Source organism: Bacteroides helcogenes P 36-108 (assembly GCF_000186225.1).
In the GTDB taxonomy this organism is placed as follows: domain Bacteria; phylum Bacteroidota; class Bacteroidia; order Bacteroidales; family Bacteroidaceae; genus Bacteroides; species Bacteroides helcogenes.
Genome location: NC_014933.1, coordinates 2,370,955 through 2,391,649 on the forward strand (window position 1 = coordinate 2,370,955; position 20,695 = coordinate 2,391,649).

13 protein-coding genes and 1 other RNA gene are annotated in these 20,695 nt (G+C 46.8%); 12 read left to right on the top strand and 2 right to left on the bottom strand.

Annotation, left to right across the window (positions count from 1 at the left end):
• Positions 1-345: 345 nt before the first annotated feature.
• From BACHE_RS09560 to BACHE_RS09570, 3 genes are all read left to right on the top strand, one after another.
• Positions 346-984 carry a DUF5033 domain-containing protein gene (locus BACHE_RS09560; protein WP_013547493.1) on the top strand — a complete coding sequence of 213 codons (639 nt, stop codon included), beginning with the start codon at positions 346-348 and terminating at the stop codon, positions 982-984.
• A 274-nt stretch (positions 985-1,258) separates the two neighbouring features.
• Positions 1,259-5,344, top strand: a complete 4,086-nt coding sequence (locus BACHE_RS09565) for a hybrid sensor histidine kinase/response regulator transcription factor (protein ID WP_013547494.1) — start codon at positions 1,259-1,261, stop codon at positions 5,342-5,344.
• Between the two features lie 91 nt (positions 5,345-5,435).
• Entirely contained in the window at positions 5,436-6,038 is a 603-nt protein-coding gene (locus BACHE_RS09570) for a riboflavin synthase (protein WP_013547495.1), read from the top strand.
• Between the two features lie 26 nt (positions 6,039-6,064).
• On the opposite strand, the gene BACHE_RS09575 is transcribed toward BACHE_RS09570, so the two are convergent.
• Together BACHE_RS09575 and rnpB are read right to left on the bottom strand one after the other, a co-directional pair.
• Positions 6,065-7,384, bottom strand: a complete 1,320-nt coding sequence (locus BACHE_RS09575; RefSeq protein ID WP_013547496.1) for a YihY/virulence factor BrkB family protein — start codon at positions 7,382-7,384, stop codon at positions 6,065-6,067.
• A 26-nt stretch (positions 7,385-7,410) separates the two neighbouring features.
• Positions 7,411-7,769, bottom strand: an RNA gene (gene rnpB / locus BACHE_RS16750) — RNase P RNA component class A.
• A gap of 102 nt (positions 7,770-7,871) precedes the next feature.
• Here rnpB and BACHE_RS09580 point away from each other — a divergent pair.
• From BACHE_RS09580 to BACHE_RS09620, 9 genes are all read left to right on the top strand, one after another.
• Positions 7,872-9,077 carry a C40 family peptidase gene (locus tag BACHE_RS09580; RefSeq protein ID WP_013547497.1) on the top strand — a complete coding sequence of 402 codons (1,206 nt, stop codon included), beginning with the start codon at positions 7,872-7,874 and terminating at the stop codon, positions 9,075-9,077.
• A 37-nt stretch (positions 9,078-9,114) separates the two neighbouring features.
• Positions 9,115-10,281 (top strand): dipeptide epimerase, encoded by a 1,167-nt coding sequence (locus BACHE_RS09585; protein ID WP_013547498.1) that lies wholly within the window; start codon positions 9,115-9,117, stop codon positions 10,279-10,281.
• Between the two features lie 21 nt (positions 10,282-10,302).
• Positions 10,303-11,640, top strand: a complete 1,338-nt coding sequence (locus BACHE_RS09590) for a transglutaminase-like domain-containing protein (protein ID WP_013547499.1) — start codon at positions 10,303-10,305, stop codon at positions 11,638-11,640.
• A 192-nt stretch (positions 11,641-11,832) separates the two neighbouring features.
• A complete protein-coding gene (locus BACHE_RS09595) occupies positions 11,833-13,371 on the top strand; it encodes a trypsin-like peptidase domain-containing protein (protein ID WP_013547500.1) in 1,539 nt (512 codons plus the stop codon).
• A 228-nt stretch (positions 13,372-13,599) separates the two neighbouring features.
• Complete coding sequence (locus tag BACHE_RS09600; RefSeq protein ID WP_007209697.1) at positions 13,600-14,460, top strand: sigma-70 family RNA polymerase sigma factor; 861 nt, start codon at positions 13,600-13,602, stop codon at positions 14,458-14,460.
• Positions 14,461-14,607: 147 nt separating this feature from the next.
• A complete protein-coding gene (locus BACHE_RS09605) occupies positions 14,608-15,006 on the top strand; it encodes a hypothetical protein (RefSeq protein WP_013547501.1) in 399 nt (132 codons plus the stop codon).
• Between the two features lie 7 nt (positions 15,007-15,013).
• Complete coding sequence (locus BACHE_RS09610) at positions 15,014-16,222, top strand: clostripain-related cysteine peptidase (RefSeq protein WP_013547502.1); 1,209 nt, start codon at positions 15,014-15,016, stop codon at positions 16,220-16,222.
• Positions 16,223-16,408: 186 nt separating this feature from the next.
• Positions 16,409-18,874 carry an FAD-dependent oxidoreductase gene (locus tag BACHE_RS09615; protein ID WP_013547503.1) on the top strand — a complete coding sequence of 822 codons (2,466 nt, stop codon included), beginning with the start codon at positions 16,409-16,411 and terminating at the stop codon, positions 18,872-18,874.
• Between the two features lie 154 nt (positions 18,875-19,028).
• Positions 19,029-20,627: a phosphatase PAP2 family protein gene (locus tag BACHE_RS09620; protein WP_013547504.1), complete on the top strand. Its 1,599-nt coding sequence runs from the start codon at positions 19,029-19,031 to the stop codon at positions 20,625-20,627.
• Positions 20,628-20,695: the final 68 nt, after the last annotated feature.

Consider the following 20,695-nt stretch of genomic DNA (forward strand, 5'->3'; position numbering starts at 1 on the left):
AGGGAGTGGTTGTTTTCTGCAAGGCATATATCATCTTTCTCTATGGTGGGTGAATCGTTCATCTTCGGATAGGTGGTAATTTCATCTCTCCGGAGAGGGTGGATTTCATTCAACACCCCTCAGAAAGTTGTATATTCCATGTTGGTTTGTTGCATAGGGTGTGTTTCATTCAAAAAAGATAGGTAAATAATTCATTTTTTCTTGAAAAAGTTTTTTTGTTATGAATAAAACACCTATGTTTGCAGTGTCAAAAGACAAACAATGGTCCCCATACGAGGAATACAAACAAAACAATTTTCAGAATTTACAAGAAAAACAAATAATTTAAAATTGGAGGACCTTTTTATGAAGACTTTTTATTCTTTAGTTTATTCTTTTATGTTGCTGTTGATGATGAATGGTTTGACCGCTTGCTCTGCTTCTTCTGACGAAGCAATGGCAGAACAGACTCAGACATCGGGTTTTGCAACGGTAATGAGCACCTATGGCGCCGAGTATGCCACACTGAACGTATCGGATTTGAAGAACGTTCCTTCGGTACTGACCGAAGACATGCGTGGAGTGCTTGAAGCCTTGAAGCAGAACAGTACAGCTTCCTACGATTGTGCCAGAGTCTCTGATAAAAGTTTTGAGAAAGTGGTGATGACCGGAAACTACAAGTCTGCCACTCGCGGCGGTTCCGATGGATTCGCATTGAATGTGGAACTGAAGTTCAGCTTCGAGAAAGGACAGGTTTATTATTGGGGTACTGATTACTCTTATTCTTCTACATTGTTCGATTGGTCGGCACAGGGCTTGTCACTGTCTCCGGTAAACGGCGGTGACGGTTACACATACCAGTTTGAATCAGAAACCTACCTTTACTTTAAGGTAAGCGATCAGGCCGGCACAGTGGTAAAGGTTCCCATCATATTCAAGGGCAACTATAATTTTAGTACGGAAAAAGGTACATACAGTTTTCAATTGTTGAAATATAGCAAATAAGCAGATGCCGGAGTAGGCAAACGAATTCATAAAAGGTCCTCCTTTCAAACGGAGGAGTGCAACAAAACAAACAAACTTCCTCCGCGGCCTGTATATTGGTCGCGGGGGATTTTTTGTATCTTCTTTTTCCTTTCCGTGCATGTGGCGGAGGCAGAAATCTTCATCAATGTTAAATAAAGGATTTTTTATGTTATATAATTTTTGGGTTATGTAATTTTATACTACATTTGTTATAATTCATTAGGAAGACACGATTAAAATTAATAAAATTATAATGAAATACTTAGTAAAGTGTTTATTGTTAATTGTCTGCTTTCTGTTTGTTCCGCTTTCAGCTTCTTCGTATCCGTCTTATGGGTATGTGGTTCCGACGATGGTGGAGGGCGGATTGCGTAACAGTACAATCTATGATATTCACTATGGCAATAAAGGATATGTGTGGTTTACCACCGATTTGGGCATTTGCAGGTACGATGGCTTCAGAGTGCGGAGCTTTCCGTTGATTTCATGCAGAAATGCGGCTTTTCCTGTATCTAATGCTGTGGTGTCTGTCACCCAGGCTCCCGACAGTTTGTTGTATCTCCAACTGATGAATGGAGGCATAGCCTGTTTTGACCCGGACGAGGAGAAGTATCTGCCTGTGTCATGGGATAATACACTGAACGGCATGGAAGTCCTTTCTTTCTATATGCCCGATGAAGGGCAGATATACGTAGGTACGTCCGGAGGATTGTATAAGGGGACGGTGTCGCACGAGGAGGGCATCGTCATCCGTCTGTCAGGAAAGCCGTTGCTCGAAGGAGAAGTGACGATGGTTTCGGGCATAGGCAAGCAATCTGTCTTTGCATGCGTCAACCGGACAAAGGTTGCGGTTTACCGTACAGATACACATGCTTTGGACTTTCCGGGAAAAAGTGGAAATTCGGAAATAACGGAGCTTTACGGACATGGAGGGTATTTGTGGATTTGTTCTTCTTCCGGAGTGGATCTATATGATTTGAAGCGGAAAAAGCTTGCGCCTATACGGGAGACCGGCGAGGACAGAAGCCGGATGGAGGGCGCACGTGTTGTTGATATTGTATCGGCGGGTGACAGAAGCTATTATGTGGCTACCTATAAGGGGCTTTTCCTGTTGAAGTTCGGTTCCAAGGAACTGACGGATGCAGATTGCCGCGTGAATTATGTGGAGCCGTCCTATTCTTCCGGAATAGGCAGCAGGGTGATGAGCCTGAAGTGGCAGGACGATCAGAAAATATTATGGATAGGTACATCGGGTACGGGCTTGTACCGGATGTATGGAATGGAGAATACTTTTTGCACTTTGACCCAGACATTCGGCACTGAAATACGGAGGATAGAAGAAGATGTGAAAGGATACGTCTGGGTGTTGACGGACATAGGGGAGCTGTGGCGTAGCACGACTGCCGGACTCTCGGTGGGGACATCGTTCCGTCCGTGGACCAAAGGCCTGAAGGATGGCGAGAGCTATCGGATGAAGAAAGACGCGACAGGACATCTGTGGCTGGGCGATTCGCACGGCGGGATAATATGTATCACCCCGTCCACGGAGGAAGTCACTTCTTTCAAGCTGGAGCCCGAAGGTACGACAGACTTTTCGGAGCCTGTGCAGCAGCTCTGCCTGGATTCGAGGAACCGCATGTGGATTGCCACGTCCAATCATTTTGTGCTTCTCGACAGGACTACGGGGAAAAGCAAGATACTTCCTTTGGAGTATGGCGTGCGGAAGATTAAAAAAGTAAGCTCGATAGCCGAAGACAAGGAAGGTAACATCTGGCTGGGAACCGATGCCGGACTGAAGCGGCTGGACATGCAGGAAACGAAAATCAGCCTGCTGGGTGCGTACGAGCAAGACGCCGGACTGGATGTCTCTCAAGTGTACTCGATATATGTGAACGGATACAATCAGATATTGGTGTCTTACTCCGACAAAATACTCCGGGTTGACGGACGTGACAAGGGCAAGGTGGACGGAGTGTTCACACTGCTCAACGGATTGTGCAGCAGTCATGTGCACTGCATGATAGACGATGAGAACGGGAATACCTGGATAGGGACGGAGTCGGGAGTGATGACAATCAGGAATGATAAGAAGATGCTGTATAATTATGCCTCGTTCGGACTGTCGAACGAGGTGTGCCGCCTTCATGACGGGCGGCTGCTGTGGGCCAATTCGTTGGGACTTACTTTCTTTGACCCACTGACGGTAAAGGCGGAACGGAGCGGCAACAAGGTGCTGCTTACCGAGGCATGGATGAACGGAGAAGTGCTGCCATCGTCATTGACTTCCATTGAGGCAGTGGAGGGAGACGATCTGGCTTTCTACTTTTCCGATCTGGAATACAGCAGGATGCAGCGAAGACTGTCTTATCGCCTGCTGCCCGATGAGGAATGGAAGACGCGTTCGCTGGAAGACGGAATCACATTCAGGAGGCTGTCTGCGGGTGACTACACTTTGCAGGTGAAGCTGCTTTATCCTGATGCGGAGGAAGGTGCGGTGCTGGAGATTCCTGTCGTTGTGAAAGCGAGTTGGTGGAACTCCGTCGGGGCCAAGTTGTGCTATTGCTTTGCGGTTTTCGGCCTGATATTGGCTGTATATTATTACGTTGAACGGAAAGGACGGGCACGGGAAGTGATCAGAAACAGGGAGATTGAATTAAGAGAGACATTAAATTTGACAAGAATGGAACAAGAACAGAAAAACAAAATGGATATAATGCGCAATCAATTGCTGACGGCTTTTATGGAGGAACTGCGCACGCCTCTTTCGCTGATTATCGCACCTTTGAAGGAGTTGTCGAGGGAAACCGGCCTGTCGTCCGGAATCCTCTCCAAGCTGCAAGTGGCATATCGCAATTCGCTGGGTATGCTGAATTCTTGCAATCAACTGTTGGCGGTTTATACTCAAGGTTCTTTGAGTGACAAGTTGGAGGCGGCTCCATATTCGGTGGAAAGGCTTATGGACAGGACGGTTTTTGGAGTCAGCGAGCTGATGCGTCTCAACCAAATAGAGTTGAAGTACGACAAAAAGATAAGTAAGGGATTGGATACATGGGGTGACAGCAAGCAGATAGGGTTCTTGATGCACAATCTTCTTTCCAATGCTTTCAACCATGTGCGTCTGTCCGGAGTTATCCGTCTTGTGTTGCAGGAAAGAGAACGTGAAGGCGTATGCTATTGTGTAATCATCGTTGCAGACAATGGCACGAACCGGATAAGGAGCGAGTCGAAGATGATGGAAGATCAGTCATGGCTTGACTTGACGGATATTGAGCTGGGATATGATACAATGGAGAAGATAGCACAGCTTCATCACGGCACAATCTCCATGAACAGTGCCGAAGGCGAGGGCACGGAAATCGTTGTGGAACTCCCTGTAGGCAGGGAAGTGATGGAGGGAGACCCCAATGTCGTATTCATTGAACAGGAATCGGAGGAAGAGGATACGGCGGATGTTTCTCTGCTGCCTGACGACGGGAGTTCTCAGGGAATGACTCCTGCGGAGGAAGCAAGCGTGTCCGGAGAATCGCAAAGGACTGCCACCGCACAGGAGGATGAGAACCGGAAAACGCTGCTTATCGTGGAAGACCATAAGGACATTAGGCTGTATCTGAAAGTCATTTTCGGAAAAGAGTATAATCTGCTGTTTGCCACCAACGGACAGGAGGGTATAGACACGGCGGTAGAAGGACAGCCCGACCTGGTGCTCTGCGATGTCATGATGCCTGTAAAGGACGGCTTTGAGTGCTGCCGCGAACTGAAGGAGGGGCTGTCAACCTGCCATATACCTATTATTATGCTGACGGCAAAGGTGGAGGATGACGATATTCTGCACGGGCTGGAACTGGGAGCCGACGACTATGTGCTGAAACCTTTCACTCCGGGAATACTACAGGCAAAGGTGCGCAACCTGATTAACGCCCGCGTGCTTCTGAAGCGGATGTACGCCAATATCCTGATGACACCCGAATCGGAAGAAACGGATGAGACCGAGATTGAAGAGGAAAAGAAGATGGAAGATCCCTTCATCGCCTCGGTGGTGAAGATTGTGGAGGATAATATGTGTGAAGCGGACTTCAACGTGAAGAAACTTGCCGCAGAGCTGAACATGAGCCAACCCACCCTCTACCGCAAGGTGAAACAGAGCACAGACTTCACCATCATAGAGCTGATCAGAGGAGTGCGCATGCGCAAGGCCGCCGTATTGCTGAAACAGAAAGTATATGCAGTGCAGGAAGTGGCCGAGATGGTGGGGTATAATGATATACCCACCTTCCGCAAGCATTTTGTGGACGCTTTCGGCACAACGCCCTCCACATATTCCAACTCGGATAATCCATAGGCCGGCTATTTCTTTTCAAACTGCATGGGATAATGGATACCTTTTTATATCTTTGCGCAAAATAGTAATGTCGTAAATATCGAATATCAAGATGTTTTCCGGAATAGTAGAAGAATGTGCCACACTGGTGGCGATGGTCAAAGACCAGGAAAATGTGCATTTTACTTTCAAATGCCCGTTCGTGAATGAATTGAAAATAGATCAGAGTATAGCTCATAACGGCGTGTGCCTGACGGTAGTCGGCATGAAAGACGATACCTATACAGTTACGGCCATGAAGGAGACCTTGGAGCGCTCAAACCTCGGCTTGCTGGCGGTAGGGGATGAGGTGAACGTGGAACGCAGTATGATGATGAACGGGCGCCTTGACGGACATATCGTGCAGGGACATGTGGACCAGACTGCGGAATGCGTTGATATCAGGGATGCCGAAGGCAGCTATTACTTCACTTTCAGATATGCCTTTGACAAGGAAATGGCGAAACGCGGTTATATCACTGTCGATAAAGGCTCTGTTACGGTGAATGGCGTCAGTCTGACCGTGTGCAACCCTGCGGATGACACTTTTCAGGTAGCCATCATTCCTTATACTTTTGAGCATACCAATTTTCATGCCCTGAGAAAAGGCAGCGTGGTCAATCTTGAGTTCGACATCATAGGCAAGTACATTAGCCGCATGATACAATACAGATAAGGAGAGACAAATGGAAGCGCGGTGGTCTATAAGTCTTTCAGCAATACTTGGCCTGCATTCTTGTAGTATTCTTCCCGTGCATCCAGCAATACCTTCCACTGGCCGTTGAATTCATTGTCCTTGTCTATCTTGAAGTCTTCGGAGCCGTGTGTGTCCAGCTTGTCCAGCAACAGGGCCACGTTCAGCTTATTGATGTCCATGGAGGGCTGGTAGGCTATGGCTTCGCTCTTTTCATCGGTTGCCACTTCGTGAAGAAGATTGATTTCCTGCAGTTCATAGAGAATTTTATGAGTCAGGCGTATGGGTATCTGGCATTCATCGGAGATTTCCTCTGCCGTGTAAGGAGGTTCGTTGTTCTCAAAACGCCGGGTGACAAGAGACATGATAAGGATGGATATGAAGTCGCGGTAACGGCGGCTGATGTTCCGGGTATCCTTGTCGAAGCTGAAATTCCTGATATTTTGCCCGGCATACGTCAGTTCGGCTCCGAAAAGGCAGATGGTCCATGAAATCTGGAGCCACAACAGGAACAGGGGAAGGGCGGCAAAGCTGCCGTAAATGGCATTATAGCGCGATACCCATACCTGCCCGCTGATGTAAAGGAACTGAAATGCCTGATGTGCCGTACCTGCCAGAATGCCCGATATGAGGGCATGGCTGAACTTGACTTTCGTGTTCGGCATGAAGACGTACAGCGCCGTGAACATGCACCACGTGAGTACGAACGGAATCAGCCGTATCATAAACTTGCCGAGGGGAGCGAGCAGGGTAAAGTCTTCTATGTTCTTCACCATTGTGCTCATGAAGATGGAAAGGCCGCCGGAAACAACTATGAGGATGGGCATCAGCAGAAGCATGGAGAAGTAATCCGTGATTTTGCGGTACATGCTGCGCGCTTTCTTTACCTGCCAGATGCGGTTGAAGGTTATCTCCATGTTATTGATCAGGTTGAGCACCGACCAGAGCAGCATCACCAAACCGACACCGATAAACACACCGCTTTTGGTCTGTGACAAATATGAATCCACAAACCGGAGCATCATTTCCGTTGTCTCTGTCGGACCGCCAAAACCACTGATGATCTGGTTTTCCATCAAATTGTCGAATCCGAAGCCGCGTGCTATGGCGAATAATATGGCAAGTATGGGCACAATGGCCAACAGAGTGCTGTATGTCAATGCGGAAGCTTTGTTGACGATGCGGTCTTTGGTGAACCTGTTGATGCAGAGATAGATTGTTTTGATGATATTATAAACCGAAAAAGTGGTTCGGGTAACTTCGTCTTCTGTAATACGCCAGATGTCGTAAGTGAGGAATTTCCAGAGGGCAGCGATACGTTTGTTCATAATTTATGACGGATGAAAGAATATAAAAAAACAGTCGGTCTGTAAGCCGGGTTCTGTACCTTTATCAAGGTGTCTGCCATTTATCTAAGCCGTATGTCACCATACCGGCTTTAGCGGTCTACCCTCCGGCTGGAGCGAGCAACTCTCATAACGCCGGTTTACATGACCTTACAACTCCCAAGACGCACAGCCCTTGTGTCGCCACAAGTCTGGTGGGCTCTTACCCCACCTTCTCACCCTTACCGTGGCCCGAAGGCTGCGGCGGTTGTTTTCTTCTGCGTTACTCTACCCTCACGGACAGCTTTCTGTTAGGAAGTGGGATGCTCTGCGTTGCCCGGACTTTCCTCTATACGCACGGGGCGCAAGCGGCAGACCGACCGACTGCTTTATGGTTGGCAAAGATACGATATTCCTGAAAATATGTATCTGTTTTGGAAATAATTTGTAGCTTTGCTATCATTAATAACCCCCAAAATCAATTTGACCAATGAAAAAGCCGGCCTTTCTTCTTCTTTCCTTTCTTCTCTTTATTCCATTTTTTGCCGTTGCTTCGGAAACCGGTGACCGTACCGTTCCTCCGGAAGTGGCACAACTTTCTGACAGCCTGAAACGCGTGTATGCACCTGACAGGCGCGTGGCTTTGTTTGATGTGGATTATTCTTTCTCCGGCAAGAATGTGATGCTGCGCGGTGTCACCACTTCGGCGGAGGCGAAGGCAGCATTGCTGCATGCATTGGTAAAGGCAGGCTACCACGTGATGGATTGCCTGCAATTGCTTCCCGACGCTGACCGGCTGGAAGGTAAAACCTATGGAATTATCAATGTGTCGGTAGCCAATCTGCGTGCAGAACCGGATTTTTCTTCGGAAATGATGACGCAGGGATTGATGGGAATGCCCATACGCGTATTGCAGCGCGATGGCTGGTATCGCATCCAGACACCCGATGATTATATCGCATGGGTGCACCGTGTGGGCATTCATCCGGTGACCGGAGAGGAATTGGCTGCTTGGAACAATGCCGAAAAGATTGTGGTGACTTCTCATTACGGTTTTGTCTATTCGCAGCCCGATCAGGCCTCGCAGCCCGTTTCTGACGTTGTGGCGGGCAACCGGCTGAAGTGGGACGGCGCAAAAGGGGCTTTCTATAAAGTGACTTATCCCGACGGACGCCGGGGATACATCTCCAAATCCATTGCGATGCCCGAAAAGAAGTGGCGCTCCGGTCTGAAACAGGATGCGGCAAGTATTATCCGCACGGCCCACACCATGATGGGCATTCCTTATCTATGGGCGGGAACTTCCTCCAAAGGTGTGGATTGCAGTGGCTTTGTACGTACTGTGCTTTTTATGCACGACATTATCATTCCGCGTGACGCCTCCCAGCAAGCTTATACGGGCCGGCATATTGATATAGCGCCCGACTTCAGTAATCTGCGTCCCGGCGATCTGATATTCTTCGGTCGCAAAGCCACGCCGGAGCTTAAAGAACGGGTGGTGCATGTCGGAATATATATCGGTAACAGGCGTTTTATCCATTCGCAGGGTGACGTGCATGTCAGCAGCCTTGATCCGGCAGACGAGCTGTTCGATGAGTATAATCTTGGCCGCCTGCTGTTTGCTTCGCGCGTGATGCCTTATATAAATAAGGAAACACTACTTAATACCACGGCTGTCAACCCGTATTATAAATGATAATTTAGCTGTGTGTCTGAAAAAACAATATAATATTATGCAAAACCGAAGAGATTTTCTGAAGACCGCCGCCTTTGCGGCGTTGGGCTCGGGCATGGCCCTTAACGGTGTTTTTGCGGAAGGCGGGAGCCCGGCTTTGTTCAGCATCAATAAAAGCGGAATTACCCCGAAAATGAAGCTGCGTTTCTTTCCCTATGAATTGAAGTTGCGTCATGTGTTTACAGTGGCCGCTTACTCACGTACCACCACACCCGATGTGCAGGTGGAGATAGAGTATGACGGAGTCATCGGCTATGGTGAGGCTTCCATGCCCCCTTACTTGCAGCATGAATTGGGTACGATGGACAGCGTGCAGGCTTTCCTGAAGAAAGCCCGTGATGTGATAGGCCGGTTTCCCGATCCTTTTTGCCTCGAAGAAATCCTGACCTGCATAGATGGATTGTCCGCCGGAGATGCCGCTGCCAAAGCGGCGGTGGACATTGCCCTGCACGACCTTGTGGGGAAGTTGCTGCAAGCTCCGTGGTACAAAATATGGGGGCTGGATAAGGATAAGACGCCGTCCACTACTTTTACCATCGGTATTGATACGGCCGATGTGGTACGTGCAAAAACAAAGGAATGCGCCGAACGATTCAATATCCTCAAGGTGAAACTGGGACGTGACAATGATAAGGAAATGATCGAGACCATCCGTTCGGTCACGGATCTCCCGATTGCGATTGATGCCAATCAGGGCTGGAAAGACAAGTATCATGCTCTTGACATGATTCATTGGCTGAAGGAGAAAGGCATTGTCATGATAGAACAGCCGATGCCTAAAGAGCAACTGGATGATATTGCGTGGGTAACCCAGCAAAGTCCGTTGCCTGTATTTGCCGATGAATCTGTACAGCGTCTCAAGGATGTGGCCGGCTTGCGGGGAGCTTTCACCGGCATCAACATCAAACTGATGAAATGTACCGGGATGCGTGAAGCGTGGAAAATGGTCACTTTAGCGCGTGCGCTGGATATGAAGGTAATGGTGGGATGCATGACGGAGACTTCATGTGCCGTTTCCGCTGCCGCCCAGCTCTCGCCTGCCGTTGATTTTGCTGATCTGGATGGTAACCTGTTGATTGCCAACGACCGTTTCAAAGGGATGGAAGTGGTGGCAGGCAAGGTTACATTGCCTGATTTGCCGGGTATCGGAGTCATAAAACTATAATGTCCTCAAAACTGGAAACAGATGAAAAAACTACTGTATGTCATTGCCTCGTTCATATTAGCCTCTGCCTGCAATACGAAGCCGGCAAATACCGAATCTTACAATTGGGAAGATGACCTTCATCAGCGTTTGCTCGTAGATTTCTGTCTGACGGAAGCACAAGTAAAGGATTATATCCGTAAATACATTCCTGATGTGACAGATGAGCAAATGCGCCGTTGGGAAGCCTCTCATGAATTGGAGTGCATGATGCTGGATGGAAAGAAACGCTATTTCCGCAATGCCGGGCCTAATCTGTTCCGTGTGAATTCTGCCTGCCATGACATAAAGGTTGCCAAGGAAGGAACCTCTCTGAGTGGCAGCGAAAAAGTGAATATGGAGAATCTGCCCGAAATTATGGCTGCGGTCAAGAAAGAAGGTCGGCCTATTGTGACGCCCAAGCGGATGCGTGTTACCTACACTATTACCGTGGATACCAATGCCGTGCCTGCCGGAAAAACGGTTCGTTGCTGGTTGCCCTATCCCTACCGGAATCTGCCCCGCCAGCAGGATATAAAGCTTATTTCTGTCAGTGAACGCGAGTATTATTTATCGCATGAAGACAGTTGTCACAGCACACTATATGTGGAGAAACGTGCTGTGGCGGGTGCACCTACCGTATTCTCCGAAACCTTTGAATATACCTCTTGTGGCGAATGGCATAATCTGAAAGCCGAAGATGTGCTGCCTTATGATACAGCGTCGGCTCTTTATAAGGAATATACAGCCGAACGTGAGAAACACATCGTCTTCTCTCCTCGTTTGCGTAAACTTGCTGCCAATCTTACGGCGGGAGAAATCAATCCTTATTTAAAGGCGAAACGCATCTTTCGTTGGGTGAACGACAACTTTCCCTGGGCTTCCGCGCGCGAGTATTCCACTATTTGTAACATACCGGAGTATGTGCTGGATAATTGGCATGGCGACTGCGGACAGGTCAGTTTGCTGTTTATTACCCTCTGTCGTATCAGTGGCATTCCGGCGCATTTCCAGAGTGGCTTCATGATGCACCCGCAGGCATGGAATCTGCATGACTGGGCCGAAGTTTACTTTGAAGGTGTGGGGTGGGTTCCTGTTGACCAGTCATTCGGCATCCCCACCTTTGCACGCAATGCCGACGAAGAAAATTTCTTCTTGGGAGGTATCGATTCTTGGCGCATGATTGTGAATACGGACTATGGAATGCCTTTAAGTCCCAAGAAGAAGTACCCGCGCAGTGAAACGGTAGATTTTCAACGTGGCGAAGTAGAGTGGGAAGGAGGCAATCTCTATTTTACGCAGTGGGACTATGATATGGACATAGAATACTTAAATTATTAACTGTCAGCAAGTCTGCATAAATGCTAATTTGTCAGCTTTTGTCGTTAACCGCTGTTAAGTGCTAAATATTCACTGTTAAAAGAGAACAAAAAAGAGTGACAAGCGGAATAACTGAACAATTTTTGTCGTTATTTTAACGTCGTAATGTTAAACAAAGGACGAATATTAACAGTTTAAATAAAAGAAATTAGTATGAAACAGACAACAAAAAACATCCTTGGAGTTGCAGCTATCGTGCTCCTTAGTTCAGGAGTTGCAGGTTTTACCACCTATAAGGTGTTGCGTGCGGAAAGGCCCGCCGCTTTCAGTGAACTGTTTGAGCAGAATTCAAATGCACGTCTTGCCTCTTATAGCGGTGTAGATGCTCAGCCTGTGGATTTGACGCAAGCAGCGGAGAATTCGGTTCATGCTGTAGTGCATATACGTTCCACCCAAGCTTCCAAAGTTCAGGAAGTTGAGGTGAGAGATCCTTTCTCCGATTTTTTCGGTGACTTTTTCGGTCAGCGCGGAGGTACTCAGAAACGTCAGGTTCAGACTCCCGAACGCAGAGGATACGGTTCGGGCGTAATAATCTCTAAAGACGGGTATATAGTCACCAATAACCATGTGGTGGATGGTGCAGATGAAATTACCGTAAAACTGAATGATGACCGCGAACTGCGAGGACGCATCATAGGCACGGACCCTAATACAGATTTGGCTTTGATAAAGATTGAAGGTGATGATTTCCCTACTATTCCGGTGGGCGATTCCGATGCCTTGAAAGTGGGTGAATGGGTGCTGGCGGTAGGTAATCCGTTCAATCTGAATTCTACCGTTACGGCAGGTATCGTCAGTGCAAAGGCACGCGCCATCGGTACTGAAACACCAAACGGACAGGCTGCCAGCATACAGTCGTTCATCCAGACCGACGCTGCCATCAACCAGGGTAACAGCGGTGGGGCATTGGTCAATGCGAGAGGTGAGCTGGTGGGCATCAATGCGATGCTTTATTCTCCTACCGGTGCGTATAGCGGTTATGGTTTTGCCATTCCTACTTCTATCATGAAGAAGGTGATTGCAGACTTGAAACAATACGGCACTGTGCAGCGTGCTTTGCTCGGCATCAAGGGTGGAACTTTGGGAACCGACCTGCGCATGGATGAAGCTGCTGCCAAAGAGATGAAGAAGAAATCTGAAGAACTGGGCGTGAAGGAAGGCGTACTTGTTGCGGAAGTCGTTGACGGTGGATCTTCGGCAGGCGTTCTGAAAGAGAATGACGTCATTGTCGGCATCAACAGCAAGAAGATAGCCAAGTTTACCGATTTGCAGGAGGCGCTGACCCAATATCGTCCGGGTGACAAGATTAATGTAAAGATTGTACGCAACAAGAAGGAGCAGACCGTTCAGATTACCTTGAAGAACGAACAGGGCAACACGAAAGTGCTGAAAGATGCAGGTATGGATATTTTAGGAGCTGCTTTCAAGCCTGTGTCGTCCGACCTGAAGAAGCAACTCAATCTGGGGTATGGTCTGGAAGTGACAGGAGTTTCGGATGGTAAGATGGCAGACGCAGGCATCCGTAAAGGTTTCATTATCCTGAAAGCAAACGGTGTACAGATGAAGGCGGTGGACGACCTTGAGAATGTGATGAAGGCGGCCGTCAAGTCTCCTGACCAAGTGCTGTTCCTTACCGGTATTTTCCCGTCGGGCAAGCGTGGCAATTTTGCAGTGGATTTATCTCAGGAATAATGGATAAAATGTGCCTCGTACATCTGCGGCATTATGAAAACAAGAACGAATAGGTAAGAAGATTGTAAATTAAGCAAACAAAATTAAAAAAGAGGGTGTCGGCAAAATACTTGTCGGCATCCTTTTTGTTATTGAGGGTAAGATATAAATTAGGTGAAAAAGTTGGCGTGAGATTATTGTAGCAAAATAAATTGTCGTAACTTTGCAACCCAAATCTGTTTTATAAGAATGAGACAACTAAAAATTACAAAAAGTATCACTAACAGAGAGAGCGCTTCTCTTGACAAGTATTTGCAGGAAATCGGTCGCGAAGACCTCATTACTGTCGAGGAAGAGGTGGAGCTCGCTCAGCGCATCCGCAAGGGTGACCGTATTGCGCTTGAAAAGCTGACACGTGCCAATCTGCGTTTCGTTGTATCTGTAGCCAAACAGTACCAGAACCAAGGTTTGAGTTTGCCCGATTTGATTAATGAGGGTAATTTAGGACTGATTAAGGCTGCCGAGAAGTTCGATGAAACACGTGGTTTCAAGTTCATCAGTTATGCAGTATGGTGGATACGTCAGTCCATTTTGCAAGCTTTGGCAGAACAGTCGCGTATTGTTCGTCTTCCGTTGAATCAGGTAGGTTCGCTGAATAAAATCAGCAAGGCCTTCTCTAAGTTCGAGCAGGAAAACGAGCGTCGCCCGTCTCCTGAGGAACTTGCCGATGAATTGGAAATCCCTGTTGACAAAATCTCTGATACACTGAAGGTATCCGGACGCCACATCTCGGTGGACGCACCTTTCGTGGAGGGAGAAGACAACAGCCTGCTCGATGTGCTGGTCAATGATGATTCGCCTATGGCCGATCGCTCGTTAGTGAACGAGTCTCTTGCGAGGGAAATTGATAGAGCTCTTTCTACGTTAACCGATCGCGAAAAAGAAATCATTCAGATGTTTTTCGGTATCGGACAGCAGGAAATGACATTGGAAGAAATCGGCGACAAATTCGGTCTTACCCGTGAACGTGTGCGCCAGATTAAGGAAAAAGCAATCAGAAGATTAAGACAAAGTAATCGTAGCAAATTGCTCAAATCTTATTTGGGATAAATAAGAAATATCAGTTTCCGACAAATGGAAGGAATTAAAAACCGGTCTGTCTTTTCATGGATAGCCGGTTTTTTTCTTATCTTTGCCCCGATTGTTTATTAATGCTTTTCAATAACTTGTAATTTCTAACTTATAATTCATAATTTAATGAAATACGTTCGTATATTTTTCGCCATGACTTTGGCTTTTATGCTCTTTTCTGCATTTACCCTTAAAAGCAAGGAGAGGCCTGTATATATATTTGGAATGGGTGCTTCTTTCAATGACTCGATAGTATATTATACCGAAATCCAGGTTTTGGACAGTGTTGAACTGGATAAAGGCGGCTTCCTTCCCAAACGTGAGTTATATACCTATCAGTTGAAAAATTATCTGGAATATGATGTGAAGAAGCCGGATTACACTTGTATGGTTTATTTTTCAGAAAGTAAAAGCAAGTTGGAGAAGGAGGCTTTGAAACTGAAAAACAGATATAAGAAGAATGGTGGTTTGCTTTTGCAGGCAGTTGAATCTTCGGCTTTTACTTTTAAGAAGCCTCAGGAATGATGTGGTTATGAAGTCCAACTTTTTTTTCTTTTTGTGCGTATGCGCCTCTTTTCTGCTGGCGGCATGCTGTAAGGATGATCCGACCCCGGTCACACCCGTTGAAGGAGGGCGTACAGTTCTGATTTATCTTGCTGCGGATAATTCTTTGTCTAATTTCGCATTGGCTGATTTGAAAGAGATGAAAGCCGGCATGGCAGAAGTGAATGCCACGAATGTGCATTTGCTGGTTTATATAGATACAGGCTCCTCGCCGCGTCTCATTGAATTGCAGAATAGAAATGGAGAAGTGGTAGAAAGCACAATAAAGACTTATGATAAAAGTCGTAATTCGGTGGGTGCGACCGAAACAAAGGAAGTCTTTGATGAGGTTTTTGCCAATGAAGAATATAAGGCGAAAAGCTATGGCTTGATTTACTGGTCACATGGCGATGGCTGGATACCTAATCCGCTTCCCACGACAAGATGGGTGGGGCAGGATACAGGCAACGGTACTCATTATATGAATATTTCAGATCTGGTTTCCATCTTGGACGCTACTGCTCCCCACTTTGATTTTATCCTGTTTGACGCTTGCTTTATGCAATCCATTGAGGTGGCATACGCCTTGCGTCCGTTTACAGATTATTATATCGGTTCTCCTACAGAAATACCCGGTCCCGGCGCCCGTTACGATATCCTTGTGCCGGCAATATTTACGGATGGAGGGAATGTGGCGATGGAGGCTGCTGCGGCATATTATGATCCTTATGAGGAAATCTATAATGACGGAAAAGGAATAACCAATTCCAATTGGACAGGTGGTGTTTCTGTCTGTGTATTGAAGAGTTCCGAATTGGAGTCTTTGGCGAACATTACAAGGCAGGTCTTGCCTGACGGTGGTGCTGTGGATAATGAAGAATTGCGCTCCACTGTATTCGATTATGATAAACGTTCGGTTTCCCAAGGCCATATAGGTTATTACGATATGGTGCAGATGATGAGGAAATTGCTGACAGACGATATTGCTTTTGCCGCGTGGAAGCAAAAGTATGATGCGGCCGTGCCTTATTGGAAAACGACTACCCAAAATTATTCTGCTTATGCCGGAATGTTCTCCATGGAGGGAACTAACGGTGTTTCTCATTACATTCCTACCGCTTCCCAATCGGCTGCTGCCGCTGCCTATCGTTCCACAGAATGGTATGAGGCTGCGGGACTTTCAAAACTTGGCTGGTAAGACATTCCTTTCTTATATTATAGCTGACACGTATTTGTTCCGGATTTCTCTTTGAATCGGTGCAAATACGTGCTTTTTTTGTATTACTATTTAAAAACAAGTCAGTTAACATTATTTTCCTTTGGAAATTATTTGTTTTGAGAAAATGTTGTTTTCTTTGCATTGTCAAACATAAAGCAAAGAATTATGAAATATGTCATCATTGGCGGTGTGGCAGGTGGAGCAACGGCTGCCGCCCGATTGAGAAGAGTGGACGAAAAGGCCGAAATCCTTTTATTGGAGAAAGGGGCCTACATTTCGTACGCTAATTGTGGTTTACCCTATTATATAGGTGATATTATAACCGAGCGTGAAAAATTGCTGGTGCAGACACCTGAATCATTTGGAATGCGTTTCCGTATTGATGTCCGTGTACGAAACGAAGTGCTTGCCATTCATCCCCAAACTAAGGTTGTCACTGTCCGCCGTGCCGACGGAGAACAATATACAGAAAGCTATGACAAGCTGCTGCTGTCTCCGGGAGCCAATCCCGTAAAACCACCGTTGGAAGGGATCGATTCCGAAGGCATCTTTACCCTGCGCAATGTGGAAGATACCGATCGTATCAAGGCCTATATCACAGACCATCATGTGAAGCGTGCCGTTGTTGTCGGGGCGGGGTTCATCGGCTTGGAAATGGCAGAGAACTTACACCATGCCGGTGTGGCGGTTTCTATTGTCGAGATGGGGAATCAGGTAATGGCTCCCATAGATTTCTCAATGGCCGCCTACATTCATCAGCACTTGATACAAAAAGGCGCATCTCTGTATCTTGAGGAAAGCGTTACTCATTTCCGGCGTACTGACCGGGGAATTGATGTTTTCTTGAAAAGCGGCAAGGAGATTCCTGCCGATATGGTACTGCTTTCCATCGGTGTACGGCCGGCAACATCTTTGGCAAAGGAAGCGGGTTTGCAATTGGGAGAAACAGGCGGAATCTGGGTGGACGAACATCTGGAAACTTCCGTGAAAGATATTTATGCGGTAGGTGATGCCATTGAATATCCCCATCCGTTAACCGGCAAACCTTGGCTTAATTATCTGGCAAATCCTGCCAATCGCCAAGGACGTATTGTTGCAGACAATATGGTATTTGGCAACACAGTTTCATACGAAGGGGCCATCGGCACTTCCATTGCCAAAGTTTTTGATATGACGGTGGCATCTACCGGACTTGCCGCCAAACGTTTGAAGCAGTGGGGCATGGAATATCAGAGTTCGGTGACCCATTCTGTATCCCATGCCGGTTATTATCCGGATGCGTTTCCTCTGACGTTGAAGCTTACTTTCCATCCCAAAACCGGTAAGCTTTACGGTGCACAGTGTGTAGGTTACGACGGTGTGGATAAGCGCATTGATCAGATTTCACAGCTCATCAAACACGGAGGAACGATATATGACCTGATGGAAACGGAACATGCATACGCACCTCCTTTCTCTTCTGCCAAAGATCCGGTTGCCATTGGGGGATATGTGGCTTCCAACATAATCAGTGGAGCCATGCCTGCCATTTCCTGGCGTGAACTGGTGGAACAGAAGGACCAAGTGATGTTGATAGATACCCGTACTTCTGAGGAATATGCCTTCGGCACTATTCCGGGAGCAGTCAATATACCGTTGGATGAAATGCGGGAACATCTTTCTGAGATTCCCGGGGATAAGCCTGTTGTGCTTTTCTGTGCTGTAGGCTTGCGGGGCTATTTGGCACAACGTATTTTGATAGGATGCGGTTGTCATAATGTTCGTAATTTGATAGGCGGATATAAGACTTATTCCACGAGTATAGCTCCTGTACCGAGCCCTTTGGCTGTGGCTTCTTCCGCTGCTACGATCTCTGTTTCCACGGAAACGGATGCACCTCTTGCTTCTGCATCGAAAAAAGAGACTTTGAAAATCAATGCGTGTGGTTTACAGTGTCCCGGTCCCATTATGCAAGTAAAGAAGGCAGTAGATAGCATTGCTGCCGGTGAGCGTGTAGAGATTGTCGCTACTGATGCCGGCTTTGCCCGTGATGCTTCTGCATGGTGCGATACTACGGGCAATAAGCTGGTTGAGAAGCACGAGGATAAGGGGCGTTATACGGTTGTCATAGAGAAGGGTGATCCTTCTTGTGCTTGTCCTTCCGGATCTCATTTCGGAGGCGGGAGAGGCAAGACCTTGATTCTGTTCAGCGATGATCTGGATAAAGCTTTGGCTACCTTTGTTTTGGCAAACGGGGCGGCTGCTACCGGACAAAAAGTATCCGTCTTCTTCACCTTCTGGGGACTGAATGTTTTGAAGAAAGTGCATAAGCCCGATGTGCGGAAAGACTTTTTTGGAAAAATGTTCGGTATGATGTTGCCATCCAGTTCGTTGCGACTGAAGATGTCCCAAATGCACATGTTTGGTATTGGAAGCCGTCTGATGCGTTTTCTGATGAAGCGTAAAGGCATAGACTCATTGGAATCCTTGCGTTCGCAAGCTTTGGCTCAAGGAGTAGAATTCATAGCTTGCCAGATGTCTATGGATATGATGGGCATTCAGCGTGAAGAATTATTGGATGGGGTCACCATAGGCGGTGTGGCAACTTATATGGAGCGTGCAGATAAGGCCAATGTAAATCTTTTTATTTAGAACGGATTTTTTAAATTTTATAAATTTCGTTCGTTGTGTTAAAACATGTATTTTTCAAGAATGGTTGATAGGGATTTTTAGTCAGTTCCCTGTCTTTACACACATGTAGATCTGTCATATAGTGTCAGAAAGGAAATATTATTAATGAAAAAATATGATATTACATCACGAATTGAAAACTATTATTGTATTATTGGTGTCATCTTTTCTTTGTTCCGGTAAAGTCGTTTCACAGGAAGGGGCGGGTTTCAAAGCTTCTTCCGCCCTTTGTCCGACAGATACTTTGTCGTCCGGTTACCGTTATCTCGGTAGCAGGGATGCCTGGAAAAAAGAGTTTTCTTATGTAGGTATTCCACTTTTTGCCACAGGATTGCTTATCTGGCAGCAGCAAAGGGACTACCGTGCCATGCGCAACTCATTTGTGCCCAAGTTCAATTCTTTGCTCGATGATTATAGCCAATACTCTCCACTTGCCGCCACGGCGTTGTTGAAGGCTTTCGGTGTGAAGACACGAAGCAGTTGGGCCCGTCTGAGCACCAGTAGCGCATTCAGTGCTGCCATCATGGCTGCTATGGTGAACAGCATTAAATATACTGTCAAGGAAATGCGTCCCGACAACTCTACGCGTAATTCTTTTCCTTCAGGACATACGGCCACTACTTTTATGTGTGCCACCATCATGCATAAGGAGTTGGGAGCAAAAAGTCCCTGGTACAGCATCGGCGCTTATACGGTGGCCGCCACTACGGGACTTTTCCGCATACTCAACAACCGACATTGGATAAATGATGTAGTGTTTGGTGCGGGCATCGGCATCACTTCGGTGGATTTGGGATATTTTATCGGTGATGTATTGTTCAAGGACAAAGGTGTCAACGGCCGTTATATAAATACTGGCACGCCTGACATTTCCGGTAATCCTTCTTTCGTATCCATCGGTATGAGTGTGGGTACAAGCCATGATCTGTCTTGCCCTGCCATTTATGACGATTATGATGAGACGGACGGTGCACAACCTTTGCCCCCTGCGCTCAATGCCACTCCTTTGGATTTAAAACTTAAAATGGGCACTACCACATCTGTATCTGTTGAAGGCGCCTATTTTTTCAACCGCTATTTTGGACTGGGCGGACGTTTGCGGGCCACGGCTTGCCCTATTACTGCCGAATATAACAAGAATTTTCAACCGTATATTTTTGATTATGATGGGGTAAAGGCCAGACTTTATCAGTTGATGGGCATTGAGTCCGCCAGTTTGGGAATATTGGGCATAGATGCCGGCCCCTATATTTCCTTTCCGTTGGGAAAACGTTGGCGGATAGGCGGCAAACTGATGATAGGAGACCGTCTTACCACAGATTTTGATCTGAACAGTTATTCTAATTTGAAACCGGAATTTCTTGCCCCCATACAAGAGGCTCTCAAAAAGGGAGAAATAGATCAGGAACTTTATGATGAACTGACATTAGGTGTCAAGGATACCGAATTTCTGCATATTGATCATAGTCATGCGATAAACATTGGAACGGGGCTCAGTGTTACTTATGCTTTCAAGCGTAATTCTTCTATCCGGGCTTATGTGGACTATACACACAGCGCTCCCAACTATACTTATCATCTGTTTAATCGCATTCGGTTAGTTCCTTCTTCGGCAGAGGGTGATGATGATGCTTTCTATATAGAGGATGTTTTCAGCAAGCGTACCCGTATGAATGAACTGAACTTTGGAATTTCGGTTGCTGCCATATTCTGATTATTGCCCTCCGTTTTTTTCATTTCGCTTTTTATTGTTACTTTTGCATCACAAAATATGGAGGAAAC

Bases quoted from the DNA above. Each gene is read 5' to 3' on its own strand.
- BACHE_RS09575 (WP_013547496.1), bottom strand. From the start codon at position 7,384: ATGAACAAACGTATCGCTGCCCTCTGGAAATTCCTCACTTACGACATC.
- BACHE_RS09580 (WP_013547497.1), top strand. From the start codon at position 7,872: ATGAAAAAGCCGGCCTTTCTTCTTCTTTCCTTTCTTCTCTTTATTCCA.
- BACHE_RS09600 (WP_007209697.1), top strand. From the start codon at position 13,600: ATGAGACAACTAAAAATTACAAAAAGTATCACTAACAGAGAGAGCGCT.
- BACHE_RS09595 (WP_013547500.1), top strand. From the start codon at position 11,833: ATGAAACAGACAACAAAAAACATCCTTGGAGTTGCAGCTATCGTGCTC.
- BACHE_RS09585 (WP_013547498.1), top strand. From the start codon at position 9,115: ATGCAAAACCGAAGAGATTTTCTGAAGACCGCCGCCTTTGCGGCGTTG.
- BACHE_RS09620 (WP_013547504.1), top strand. From the start codon at position 19,029: ATGATATTACATCACGAATTGAAAACTATTATTGTATTATTGGTGTCA.
- BACHE_RS09615 (WP_013547503.1), top strand. From the start codon at position 16,409: ATGAAATATGTCATCATTGGCGGTGTGGCAGGTGGAGCAACGGCTGCC.
- BACHE_RS09610 (WP_013547502.1), top strand. From the start codon at position 15,014: ATGAAGTCCAACTTTTTTTTCTTTTTGTGCGTATGCGCCTCTTTTCTG.
- BACHE_RS09560 (WP_013547493.1), top strand. From the start codon at position 346: ATGAAGACTTTTTATTCTTTAGTTTATTCTTTTATGTTGCTGTTGATG.
- BACHE_RS09590 (WP_013547499.1), top strand. From the start codon at position 10,303: ATGAAAAAACTACTGTATGTCATTGCCTCGTTCATATTAGCCTCTGCC.
- BACHE_RS09605 (WP_013547501.1), top strand. From the start codon at position 14,608: ATGAAATACGTTCGTATATTTTTCGCCATGACTTTGGCTTTTATGCTC.
- BACHE_RS09570 (WP_013547495.1), top strand. From the start codon at position 5,436: ATGTTTTCCGGAATAGTAGAAGAATGTGCCACACTGGTGGCGATGGTC.
- BACHE_RS09565 (WP_013547494.1), top strand. From the start codon at position 1,259: ATGAAATACTTAGTAAAGTGTTTATTGTTAATTGTCTGCTTTCTGTTT.